The 12,740-nt window shown below is 48.2% G+C and carries 10 protein-coding genes and 1 pseudogene; 1 reads left to right on the forward strand and 10 read right to left on the reverse strand.

The genetic code is table 11. The features are described from left to right. Positions 1-137: 137 nt before the first annotated feature. The gene (locus DW965_RS02610) at positions 138-533 is read right to left on the reverse strand and encodes a pyridoxamine 5'-phosphate oxidase family protein (RefSeq protein WP_119197984.1); all 396 of its coding nucleotides are present in this window, start codon (positions 531-533) and stop codon (positions 138-140) included. Positions 534-723: 190 nt separating this feature from the next. On the opposite strand from DW965_RS02610, the gene DW965_RS02615 reads away from it, so the two are divergent. After that, on the forward strand, positions 724-1,101 hold the full coding sequence (locus DW965_RS02615) for a winged helix-turn-helix transcriptional regulator (protein ID WP_117761860.1): 378 nt from the start codon (positions 724-726) through the stop codon (positions 1,099-1,101). Positions 1,102-1,163: 62 nt separating this feature from the next. On the opposite strand, the gene DW965_RS02620 is transcribed toward DW965_RS02615, so the two are convergent. From DW965_RS02620 to DW965_RS02660, 9 genes and pseudogenes are all read right to left on the reverse strand, one after another. Further along, a complete protein-coding gene (locus tag DW965_RS02620; protein ID WP_117510080.1) occupies positions 1,164-3,191 on the reverse strand; it encodes a beta-galactosidase in 2,028 nt (675 codons plus the stop codon). Between the two features lie 66 nt (positions 3,192-3,257). Beyond that, complete coding sequence (locus tag DW965_RS02625; protein WP_117761862.1) at positions 3,258-6,296, reverse strand: glycoside hydrolase family 2 TIM barrel-domain containing protein; 3,039 nt, start codon at positions 6,294-6,296, stop codon at positions 3,258-3,260. A gap of 98 nt (positions 6,297-6,394) precedes the next feature. After that, complete coding sequence (locus DW965_RS02630) at positions 6,395-7,201, reverse strand: carbohydrate ABC transporter permease (RefSeq protein ID WP_022461292.1); 807 nt, start codon at positions 7,199-7,201, stop codon at positions 6,395-6,397. Then, entirely contained in the window at positions 7,201-8,088 is an 888-nt protein-coding gene (locus DW965_RS02635) for a carbohydrate ABC transporter permease (RefSeq protein ID WP_022461293.1), read from the reverse strand. The genes DW965_RS02630 and DW965_RS02635 overlap by 1 nt, the downstream gene beginning before the upstream one ends. Before the next feature lie 187 nt (positions 8,089-8,275). Further along, complete coding sequence (locus tag DW965_RS02640) at positions 8,276-9,652, reverse strand: ABC transporter substrate-binding protein (protein ID WP_022461294.1); 1,377 nt, start codon at positions 9,650-9,652, stop codon at positions 8,276-8,278. A gap of 203 nt (positions 9,653-9,855) precedes the next feature. Beyond that, complete coding sequence (locus tag DW965_RS02645; protein ID WP_022461295.1) at positions 9,856-10,797, reverse strand: AraC family transcriptional regulator; 942 nt, start codon at positions 10,795-10,797, stop codon at positions 9,856-9,858. A gap of 12 nt (positions 10,798-10,809) precedes the next feature. Next, the gene (locus tag DW965_RS02650) at positions 10,810-11,109 is read right to left on the reverse strand and encodes a cupin domain-containing protein (RefSeq protein ID WP_022461296.1); all 300 of its coding nucleotides are present in this window, start codon (positions 11,107-11,109) and stop codon (positions 10,810-10,812) included. A gap of 153 nt (positions 11,110-11,262) precedes the next feature. Beyond that, a pseudogene (locus DW965_RS02655) lies at positions 11,263-11,897 on the reverse strand (ABC transporter ATP-binding protein). A 4-nt stretch (positions 11,898-11,901) separates the two neighbouring features. Further along, positions 11,902-12,576, reverse strand: a complete 675-nt coding sequence (locus DW965_RS02660; protein ID WP_147398767.1) for a hypothetical protein — start codon at positions 12,574-12,576, stop codon at positions 11,902-11,904. Positions 12,577-12,740 lie beyond the last annotated feature (164 nt).

Consider the following 12,740-nt stretch of genomic DNA (forward strand, 5'->3'; position numbering starts at 1 on the left):
TTGTGGTGGCCTTATTTTAATGCCTAATTTTTAACCTGTAAAGTTTTTTAACTTTCTTCAATTTTAGTATTGACTTTTTATTTGCAGGCTAAAGTAACGAGAATGCGACACGCAGTTTTCAAATTCATAGTGACAGATTAAAACTCGTACGGTGGGTTTCCGGAAAAGTCTGCGATTACACCGTGTGCATTGTCCAGATAGAATACCTCGAAAATCGGGTTGTCAGCGGTCTGGTACTGGCCTTTTACGATCGGGTTCTGCATGCACACTTCTTTTACAGTCATGTTATTTTCAAACACTGCGGTTCCGTGCAGACGGATCCATGCGTAGGACGGGTTGGAAACAGAGATTTCGATTTCCGGATTCTCCTGCATATCTTTGTAAACATCTTTTGTGTTGTTGGTGCAGAACCACAGTTTTCCGTCAACCTCTCCTGCAAACATGAACGGGCGGCATTTTGCCTTTCCGTCACGACCTACCGTTGCCAGATACTGTACCGGATTCTCATTTAAAAATTCTACTGCTTTGCTCATTTTACTTTCCTCCATTTTGTTTTTTTGAATTGTTTTTTTCTTTCGATGGCTTTATAATAAGTCCATAGAGTTCTTTCGTAAAGTAAGCACAATATTGTGGTGTAGTTACCCAAAAGATACTATTGTGTAAAATCAGACGTTTCCGCCATCTTTCAAATCATTATTTTCTTCAAAAAGGAGGTTTTCTCTTATGTCATCCGCAGAAAAAACACCCGTTTCTCTTGCTGATCTTCCGCCCTGCCCGGTGGAAACTACGCTGACTCTGATCAGTGATAAATGGAAAATTCTGATCTTGCGCGATCTGCTGCTCCACGGCACCATGCGGTTCGGCGAGCTGAAAAAGTCCATCGGTCACGTCTCTCAAAAAGTTTTAACTTCCCAGCTCCGCCAGATGGAACAGAGCGGTCTGGTCAACCGTAAAGTTTACGCCGAGGTACCGCCGCGTGTCGAATATTCCCTGACGGAACTCGGCTTCAGCCTCCGCCCGATCATGGATGCGATGTGGGACTGGGGCGAAGCGTATAAGAAAAAGCTGGCGCAGGAAGAAGACGCTGCCGCAAATGCATGAACGAAAAAAGTCTGTTGAGAAACAGCCCATTCCGGTTTTTCTCAACAGACTTTTCTTCTCTTCTATCTTCCTTTCAGCACAATCGTCTTCCAGCTTCCGATCGTTCCGTCATACGTTCCCTGCCATACCGGATAGCGCTCGATCGGCAGTTTGACCGCAACGGCCTCCCGGTTAAAGTTCTGGACAAACACGTACCTGGTTCCGTCCTTCTGCTTACGCATCGTGACTTCCACACCTTCCGGAACTTCTTCCACGATCCGCTCCACACCGGCCTCTTCTGCCAGTTTCCGGCAGACTTCATCGTACAGTCCCTGTTCAAAGTCCGCACAAACGGCATACGCTTTTCCCTTTCCGTACACATTCCGGGTCATCGCAGGCATGCCGTCATAGAAATCCTTTCCGTATGTCATCACTACTTCCGCCGTCGATGGCTGTACCAGCTCGCAGAGATGACTGCAGCGGTATGCCAGTTCCAGATGCAGCGGATTTTCCGGTTCCGGAATGCCCTCGTTCCATTCGCCATCGTACAGTCCGTCAATCTCCATACTCCGGAATCCCATCACATCCATCAGGTCATGCGGTGTTCCGCCTAAGTAACAGAGATCCGTCTCATCCACAATGCCGGACCAGTAAGTCAGCAGAAAAATTCCGCCGTTTTTCACAAAGTTCCGAACCTTCTCTGTCCATCCTTCCCGCAGCAGATAAACCATCGGCGCTGCCACAACACGGTATCCGTCGAGGCTGCACGTCTCATCAATCACATCCACATTGATGCCCAGTTTCCGGAATGCCTGATATGGCTTTTCCACGGTTTCTTTATAAAAAACACCTGCATTCCGCGGACCCGCCGCATCTTCCACCGCCCAGCGGTTTTCGACATCATAAATCACGGCTGCTTCCGCCGGGTTCTGCGAACCGTTCACTTCCTGCAGTTTCTCCAAAGCTGCGCCGACTTTCGTCACTTCACGGAATACCCTAGTATCCGATCCGCCATAATGGTCGATCACGGCCCCATGGAATTTTTCGGATGCACCGCGGCTCTGCCTCATCTGGAAATACAGCACACTATCCGACCCATGCGCAACTGCCTGCAGTGACGCGGCCTGCAGCATGCCCGGTTTTTTCAGCTTGCTGACGGACTGCCAGTTCGTTGCGGAAGGACAGCTCTCCATCAGATAAAACGGCTTTTTCTGAATGCTCCGCATAATGTCATGCTGCATACCTGTATCCATCGCTGTTACCGTCTCCGCCTCTTTATGCCAGGTCGGATAATTGTCCCAGGATACAAAGTCAATCACATCGGCAAACTTGTAGTAGTTCAGTCCGGTAAAGTTATACATCATATTGATAGTAGACGGCTGTTCTGCCCCAGCGTCCCGCAGCGCTTTGATTTCCCATTTTACAAAATCCGCGGTCTGATCCGTCACAAACCGTTTCCAGTCCAGATTCAGTCCATGCAGCGAAAAATCTCCTTTCGGAGACGGGCTCTCCACCTGGTCAAAACTCTGGTAAGTATGACTCCAGAACCCGGTATTCCAGACACGGTTCAGCCGTTCCAGTGTGCCGTATTTTTTCTTCACCCAGCCGCGGAATGCCTCCTGGCACAGCGGGCAGTGGCACTCTCCGCCGTATTCATTCGAAATATGCCATGCAATCACGCCAGGGTGATCTTTGAACATTTCCGCCAGCTTCGTATTGATGATTCTCGTTTTTTCCCGGTAAACCGGTGAGGTATAGCAGTGATTATGGCGCTCCCCGTACAGATTCCGTTCTCTCGCTGCATTGACACGGAGCACCTCCGGGTATTTTTCCGCCATCCAGCGCGGTCTTGCCGCCGTCGGCGTGGAAAGCATAACCACAATTTCGTTTTCGTACAGGCGGTCAATCACCTCTTTTAACCATTCCAGACGGAAAACTCCTTCCTCCGGCTCTAAAAATGCCCAGGAAAACATGCCAAGCGAAACCTCGTTGATTCTGGCTTTCTTGAAATACGCCAGATCCTGTTCCAGAATCTCCGGGTAATCCAGCCACTGTTCCGGGTTATAATCGCCCCCGTGCAGGAGCTTTCCAAAATTTACTTCTTTCCCCATCTGCTTTTGTCTCCTTTTCTTTCGCAGACAGCCCATCCTGTCCACGGACAGAATGGGCTGAACGCATCAGATTCCCTTAAACGTAAAGGTAAACTCCAGTTTTTTATCAATCGGAATCAGGTACTCCGGATGGGTCTGTGCACCCCAGCTGTCGTCTCCGCCAACACCCATCTGCTGTTTTGCCACGCGCACAACGGTGTAATGTACCTGCGGCAGTTCATACGGATGCATCGCATTTTCCAGCTCGTGCGGTGTGTACGGCAGTGCGGAAAATTCCATCTTGTCGCCGCTGAACATCATACCGCGGCCCTTGCGGTTCGTCACGGTTGCCCAGCGTACACCAACCTTGTTGCCGCACTCCTGCGGAACGAGATATTTCGCCATATTATCTTCGACTTTATTCTTATAAACACCGAGCTTTGCTCCGGCACAGCGGTCCACATACGTCTCCTCCGGTCCCATGCCGTACCAGGTAACGTTGTCATAATCGGCATCCAGTTTGAACATCATGCCGAATTCCGGCATATCGCCGAGCTCTTTCACCGGATCATACGTCAGCGTCGTCTGAATGCTTCCATCGCCGAAGACACGGTAGGTCAGACGGCACTCGCTCGCCGGTGTGGTCGGCATTACATAGCGGTAGCTGACTTCTGCGCAGTCCTCGTGTACTTCGATTTCCGGCGCATACAGTCCCGGATAATGGCTGCCGTTCGGATATTTGTGGGACAGATACATTGAAGCAATCTTCCACTGGCTGTAACGCATCGGCATCAGGCTTCCGCAGTCATTGTCGATCGGCGCACGCCAGAAGTTCGGTTTCGGAATCATTTTGATCATCTCAACGCCGCCGTAACGGTACGATACGAGTCCGCCGTTCAGATCGGAGAACATCACATCAAAATTTTCGCCGCGCACACCAAAATCATGGTTGGAACGGATCACTTCAAATTTCGCCGGTTTTTCTGCTTTCGCCGGTGCTTCCACTTCATAAACACCCTGTCCGAATGCAACTTCATGGCCGCGCTTGCCCCATATGGTATCTTCTTTCAGGCGGAAGGAAACGGTCACCGCATACTCGCCCGGAAGGGTCTGTACGGCAATCGGAAGCTCCACTGTTTTTTCGGAAAGCGGCTCCACGGAAATTTCCATCGGCACTTCTTTCAGTTTCTTTCCTTCTTTTTCGAGAATTACCACGCAGTCAAACGCATCGGTATTCACAAACAGGTTCTTATTTTTTACAACTGCTTTGTCTTTCTGTACATCCACAGCAATGTTCTGATAGCAGAATTTTACTTCCTGCATCTTCGGGGAAGCATCGCGCTCGCCGCCGTATACAATACCATTTCCGCTGAAATTGTAATCGCATGGATGATCATCAAAGTCTCCGCCGTACGCCTGGAACTCTTTTCCGTAGCGGTCTTTTTTGTAGATTGACTGGTCGATATAATCCCAGATAAAGCCGCCCTGGAACAGCGGTTCTTCCTCGGCAAGATCCATATATTTCTTCATGGCGCCGCAGGAATTTCCCATCGCATGTGCATACTCACAGCAGACATACGGTTTTCTTCTGTCTTTCGACAAGAATTCACGGATTTCATTGACGGTGGTGTACATCCGGCTTTCCATATCGCTGGTGTCGTTGTATCTGCGGTCGTCATTAACTCCTTCATAATGAACGAGACGGGTCGGGTCCATTTTCCGGTATAACTGGGACATTTCAAAAATAACTTTTCCGCCAAACGATTCATTTCCGCAGGACCAGATCAGAATCGCCGGATGGTTTTTGTCTCTCTGATACATCGAATTGACACGGTCGAGCATACAGTCCATCCACTCCGGGCGGTCGCATGGTACAACACCGGAGAAATCTCCGCTTCGTACCGCATCCGTATCTCTCGTTCCATGGGACTCCATGTTGCACTCCGCGATCATGTAAAGACCGTATTCATCGCACAGATCATAAATGCCGACCGCATCCGGGTAATGGCAGGTACGGATTGCATTGATGTTGTTCTGTTTCATCGTCGTCAGGTCTTTGATCAGCTCTTCTCTCGAAACGACACGGCCGGATACGGAGCTGAACTCGTGGCGGTTGACGCCTTTAAAGACAACCCGCTTTCCATTCAGCATCATGATGTGGTCTTTCATCTCAAAGCGGCGGAATCCGACTCTCTGCGGAATCAGTTCCTGCACCGTTCCATCCTCTGCGGTGACTTCCAGCAGAAGATCATACAGCACCGGTGTCTCTGCGGACCACAGTTCCGGGTGATCGACTTTCAGAACAAACTGTGTTTCCCCATCCAGCACACCTTCGGTGCTCTGCAGTGCCGTTCCGTCTTTTAACAGGGTAATTTTTACCTTTCCTGTTCCGATCATTTTCGTATCAATGACCAGATCTGCCTTCGTAAACGTATCATCCAGCAGCGTCTGTACTTTCAGATCCGAAACGTGAACCTCCGGAATCGTGTACAGATACACATCACGGTAAATACCGGAGAAACGGAAGAAATCCTGATCCTCGCACCAGCTTCCGCTCGTCCATTTGAAAACCTGCGCAGCCAGTTTATTTTCGCCCTCTTTCAGATACGGGGTCAGTTCAAACTCGGACGGAGTAAACGTATCCTCGCTGTAGCCAAGGAACGTTCCGTTCAGCCATACGGCAATACCGCTCTCTGCTCCCTGGAAGGAAACAAAAAGCCGTTTTCCTTTCATCTGCTCCGGCACTTCAAAATATTTCACATAGGAAGCCGTCGGATTGAACCGCTCCGGAATCTCGCCCGGCTGGATCTCTTCTCTTCCTTCCCATGGGTACTGCACATTGGCATACTGCGGTGCGTCATATCCCTCCATCTGGATATGTGCCGGCACGCGGATATCGTCCCATTTTGTGCAGTCATACTCCGGTGTCTCGAATCCCGGAATCGTGCTCTCGTAGTTCTTTGCGTAATGGAATTTCCACAGTCCGTTCAGACTGTGACGGAAGTTTTCCACATGCTGCTCCATTTCTTCCACCGATCCATAATATCTGTGATCGGAATGCGCCGCCACCCGGTTTTCTCCATAGTACGTCGGGTCCTTCACTTTTTCATACTGAAATACACCCATTTTTATTTTCCTCCTTCTGGAATTTTGTTCTTTTTGATCTTTTGAAAAAAAGGTGGATATTCATCCAAATATCCACCTTTTCTGTTCGATTCTTTTTCTTATTTTACGGCACCTGTGATACCTTCTGTGAAGCTCTTCTGGAAGCAGAAGAAAATAATTGCTGTCGGGATCGTACAGATAAATACGCCGAGCATCAGCACACCATAATCTACAGTGTAGCCGCCGAGCAGGTTCGCTACCAGCATCGGCATGGTGATGGATTCATTGTTCTGTAAGATAACCTTCGGCCACAGGTAGTTGTTCCATGCGTTCATAAAGGTGATGATTGTTGCTGCCGCATACGTCGATTTCATGGTCGGCATATACATACGAAAGAAAATTCCTGTCTCGCTTAAGCCATCGAGTCTTGCCGCTTCGATGATATCGTGCGGGAAGGAACGGGAAGCCTGGCGGAACATCATGATCATGAACGGTGTTGAAATCGAAGGAAGCATGAAAGCTGCCATCGTGTTGACCATCTTTAGCTGGGAAAACATACGGAACATTGGGATCATGATGGCTGCGAACGGAATCATCATCGCAGTCAGAAGTACGGTAAATACCGCATCTTTTGCTTTATCATGATAGATCTCAAATCCATAACCGGCGATCGAGCAGACCAGAAGACAGAGAATGGTCAGCACCGTCGCATTCCGGAAGGAGTTGCACAGTGCAAGGCGCAGGTTCTGCTGCGCAATCAGCGCTTTAAAGTTGTCAATCAGATACGTACCCGGAATCAGTTTTCCGGCAATGACATCAATACTTCTGTTTGTAGACGCGCAGAACATATAGTACAGCGGAAAAACAGAAAGGATCGACGCTACCGTTAAAATCAGATACATGAAAAATTTCTTTGCTTTTCCCATTATCGCTCGTCACCTACTTTCATCTGAAGCAGTGCCAGAATGGCTACCATGATCAGGATCAGGATGGACATTGCTGCCGCATAGCCAAAGTTCGGGCTCTGTACAAAGGACATATTGTAAATATAATGAGACATGGTCATGGTTGATTTTCCAGGACCTCCGTTTGTCAGGTTCAGGGACTCATCGAACAGCTGCAGAGTACCGTTGGTAGAAGTAATTGTGGTCAGCAGAATCATCGGTTTTAACAGTGGAACGGTGATCTTGAAGAAAGTCTGCAGCGGGCTTGCGCCGTCGATTTTGGCTGCTTCGTAGATCGAATATTCAATGTTCTGCATACCGGAGAGATAGAAGACCATGTTGTATCCGGTCCATCTCCAGATCAGGGCGATGATGATAACCGCACGGGCTGTCCACGCATTGGAGAACCACATGATCGGGTTCATGCCGAGGCCGCGGAGAACGGTGTTGATAAAACCGTCATTTGCAAACAGGGAACGGAAGATCATCGCGTAAGATACGAGAGATGTTGCGCACGGCAGGAAAATGCAGGTACGGAACAGTCCCTTAAAACGCAGATCTTTGTTGTTCAGCATGGAAGCAAACATCAGGCCGAGGATCAGCATGATCGGCACCTGAATAATCAGATAAAAGAAGGTGTTGCTTAAGGTCTGTTTAAAGGTCGGGTCTTTTAAAATACGGGCATAGTTTGCAAATCCGTTGAATTTTAGGTTGATGCCCATACCTGTCTGTAAAGACAGGATGAATGCCTGAATCATCGGATAAAAGCTCATCCATGCGATCAGGATCGTTGCCGGCATCAGGAAAGCCCAGCCGGTAAGATTCTGTTTTCTTTCCAAGTTCATTCCTTTTTTCTTCTGACTGCTCATGGAATCTTCCTTTCTTTTTTTACCTGGCGTGTGTTTGAAAAAATCTTTTTGCAGACAACATTTCATGTTCTCCTGCAGAAATCATTTTTCAAACACACACCGCATAGATACAGAACGGGCCTGCTTCTGTCTGTCCAGGAAGCAGACCCGTTTCTTATCGTCCTACTTTTTTATGTATTGCAGGATATCAGCCACCCATGTTGAACTCTACAGTTTCCTGTGCGGTCTGAAGTTCGCTGTCCATATCTGCTCCTGTCTGGATGATATTGGAAAGTGCGGTTCCGACAGCATCACGTGCATCGTAGTAGAATGCTCCAGTGATGTTGGATGGAGTCTTGGTTGCGAAATCAACGATCTTTGCGTAAACCGGGTCATCGCTGAAGAATGCAACTGGCTGTGCATATGCTTCGGAATCTCCTGCCGGTGCCCAGGTTGCCAGAGCGCCTTTTGCGATGATATCATCGTAAAGAGCTGTGCTGCCTGCGAAGGTAGATTTCATAAAGTCAATGGCAAGATCCTGTTTTTTGCAGTTGGAAGAAATTGCCCAGGAAGAACCACCGTTGTTGGAGTAGTTGGTTGCTCCGTCAACGCCGTCCAGTTTCGGCATATTGGTGATTGCCCATTTGCCGGACTGATCTTCATTTGCTGTGATGGAAGCCATGATCCAGCATCCGTTGATAACGCCTGCTGTAGTTCCGTTGTTGATGGATGCGATGTACTGATCCCAGTCAGTAACCTCTACAAGAGTGCCATCTTTTACCATCTGGCTGTAAATCTCAAGGATTGGTTTCAGTGCTTTGTTGTCTACGATGTTGACAGATCCATCTTCGTTGAAAAGGGACTCACCGCAGGACTGCAGCATTTCCATAACAAGGTCCGGAGATCCGGCCTGAGATGTCAGGATCGGCTGGCCTGTTTTCTCTTTGACAACTTTTGCTTTCTCCATAAAGTCATTCCAGGTGATATCTGTGAAATCATCTACGGTGAAGCCTGCCTGCTCCAGCATATCAGTACGCAGGCACTCGATAACGGCACCATTGTCGAACGGAATTCCGTAGTTCTTCCCATCCAGAGTAGAGTAAGCAACTTTTGCGGATGAGAATTCGCTGAAATCAATTCCGGAATCGGTCAGATCGGTGAAGATGTCCGGATAGTTGGTTGCATATTTCTGGAAGGAGTTATCCTGCATCAGGAAGATATCCGGCAGAGTGCTTAAGTCTCCTGCGGAAACTGCTGTGGTCAGACGGGTTTCAATGTCGTCGGACTGTACTTCGCTGACTTCTACTTTGAATCCTTCGTGATCCTGTGCATAAATTTCAGCTGCTTTCTTGATCGCGTAAACGTTGAAGTTCGGGTCCCAGGTCCATACGGTTAAGGTGTTGTCATCATCAGAGCTGCCCTCTACTACGTCGCTGCTCTCTGATTTTGCAGTGGTTTCACTTGCTGCTGATGCATCGTTTCCGCCGTTGCTGGAACTTGTTGTAGTTCCTCCGCTGGAACCACATGCAGCCAGTCCAAATACCATTGCTGATGCCATTACGATTGATACAATTTTTCTTTTCATATTGCACATCCTCCTTAAGATGTTATTTTACAACCGGAACCTCCGCACTTTTTACAGCGCAGAAATTTTTTGGTTGTTTTGTACATTTTTTATGTTTTTATTCCCTCAACATGTACAAAGTATAACATATTTTCCCGTCGTTTGTGCGCATTTTTAACTCTATACTATGCATTTTCAACCATTTATATGCATTTTGACGGACATCACCATCCTTCCTGTGTTTTTATATCAAAATTCAACAATTTTCGTTCATAATGTTCCGGTGCACTTCGCCACTGCTGTGGAGATACACCAAGAATCCGGCGGAAATTACGGTTAAATGTAGAAATTGTTGTGAATCCGCTTCGCATTGCAATCTCATTTACAGAAATATTTGTTTTCCGCAGTTCCTTACATGCCGCCCGGATCCGGACCCAGTTAATGTACTCAACCGGCGTCATCCGCATGGATTCCTGAAAAATACGGCGCAGATGTGTTTCGCTGATATGACATACCTCTGCCAGCTCCTCAATTCGAAGAATCTCTTTATAATTTTCTCCAATATAATCCAGCGCAGGCAGAATCAGAGCGATACTGGCATCATCTACAATAGAATTCTTTTCCTGCTCCTCGTCCCTTTCATTCCATCTGGCAATCTGCATCAGAAGCGCTCTGGTCAGTCCTTTCACTTCCTCGAGATAAAATTCCCGTTTTTCACCCATGCATTTAATGATCAGTTTGATCATCTCCGCGACCTCCGGCCTTTCCTCATTTTTCACAAAATGGGCCTTCTGGTTAATACGCGCAATCAGCTTTTGTGCCATGCGCATATTGCCCTTATACAGCTCTGTAATAAATCCTTCCACATCCACAAACACCCATGCCCAGGAACATACACTGTTTTCTTTTGAGTTTGTTGTATGCGGAAAGTTTTTCGGCACCACCGTAAACATACCGCCATGATACGGCAGTTCCTCATCTTCCAAAACAATCGTTCCCTCACCGTAATAGCAGAAACCGATCTCCATCAGGTTATGAAAATGCAGATAATCAATCTGGTACCCATAATTCTGCAACCATTTTTCTCCCTGCAGCACCAGCACCGGGCATTTTTCCGGCACTTCGTAATAGCGGTATTCCATTCTGGGCTTTTTCTTTCTGCTCATATCCGTACCTGCTTATTCTACTTTTTTCTGAATCATCGCCAGAAACACGAGCGGTTCTTCCCCTGCGCAGGAAACCGCATGGCCGCTGCCGTCCTCGCAGAACGTCGTCATGCCCGCCTGCACCGGGTAGGTTTTGTCGTTATCCTGATACATACCCGCACCGGACAGGATGTGATACGCTTCTGTCTCCCCATGATGCTCATGATACGGAAGCTCATCACCCGGTAAAATCGTTACTTTTGCAAAGAGTGTCACCTTTCCGGAAAGGCGTTCGCCCTCCAGCAATTTTTCTGTTGTGTGTCTGTCTGCCATTGTTCATGTCCTCGTTTTCGTAATCTTTTTTTGTTTTCCCTGTCTCCATCCTACACCAAATAGCGTAAGATTCGATCTTCTCTGTGTTTTTATTATATTCTCTGCTTCACCGGAAGACAATGAGATTCACCAAAAACGAGCAACTTTTTTCCGTCAGCCTACAATCTTTCCTCTGTCAATCTCCACCGTCGTATCGCACAGTGCTGCAATGTCTTCCCGGTTGTGGCTGGCAAGAAGAATGGTTTTTCCTTCGTCTTTCAGTTTCAAAAACAGCTGCCGCATCTCCTGCACGCCCTGGTTGTCGAGACCGTTCATCGGTTCATCCAGAATCAGAAGGGAAGGTTCCTCCATAATCGCCTGTGCAATACCGAGACGCTGGCGCATGCCGAGCGAATACTTGCCGACATGCTTTTTCGCTTCCGGATCCAGTCCGACTTTTCGGATGGCCGCATCGATCTCCTTTTTCCGATCTTCCTGCGGATGCCGGCGAGAAACTGCAGATTCTGTCTGGCACTGTAGCCCGGAAGAAAGCCCGGTGTCTCGATGATGGCGCCAATACTCTCCGGCGCTTCGATCTCTTTCCCGATCTGCTTTCCATCCACAAAAACCGCGCCATCATCCACCCGGAGAAATCCGCAGATGCACTTAAACAGTACCGTCTTCCCACTTCCGTTTCTTCCGATCATTCCGTGAATTTTTCCTTTTTCAAAGCTCAGGCTGATCCCGTCCAACGCCGCGTAGCTGCCAAACTTTTTTGTCACGTTTTCTATTCTTATCTTTTCTTCCATTCTTTCAGATTTCCTCCACAAAGTTCAGATCCTTTTTCCGAATCCCGAGATACGAGAGGATCGTACATGCGCCGATGACAGCCGCAAAGACACTGTAAACATATGCTATCGACGGCCCGTTTCCATACCCCTGCCACTTGTAGCTTGCAATGTTCATCCAAAGCGGCGGCGCGCAGTAATAGCCGATTGTGATGCTGGAAAATTTGCTGAGCAGAAGCGCGGTGAGTGCGATGCCGCAGTTGATGACGATTCCAAATCCCCTGTGTACCAGAAAATTTCCGGCATAACTCACAACGCCTGTCATAACCGACAGGCACCAGATTGCAAGCATTGTGAGCCCCATTGCCTCCTGCGGCGAAAATCGCGAAAGGATCAGATAATCCAAAGGTTCCTGGTCAAAGGTATATGCCGCATTCGTCTGAGCCAGCGTACTGATCACCTTCCCCCATCCGGTTTCCCACCCTACATTCGGAAACACAAGCAGTACCGGAATCATACTTAAGCATATGGTGTAAAAAAAGGAAACAACCACAATGTATAGCATGTTTCCCCAAAACCAGCTTTTCCGCCCGACCCGCAGAATCTGCCACCCGCTGTTCGGTTCCAGAAACGGAGCATCACAGAAAAGCAGCAGAGCCCCAAGAACGATGATAATCTGGTCTCCATTATATCTGGTCATAAACGGCAGCATCCAAAAAGTCACATCAACTCCGGTCTGCTCGCAGAAGCCTCGAATACCCGCCGTCATTACATGAAAAAGGATCGCAATCCACAACAGCGCAACATAAAATCGTGGTGTTGTGAATGTTTTCCGCAAACGTATCTGACATACCCGAGGCTCAT

The sequence above is a fragment of the Blautia sp. AM47-4 genome (genome assembly GCF_003479865.1).
In the GTDB taxonomy this organism is placed as follows: Bacteria; Bacillota; Clostridia; order Lachnospirales; family Lachnospiraceae; genus Fusicatenibacter; species Fusicatenibacter saccharivorans.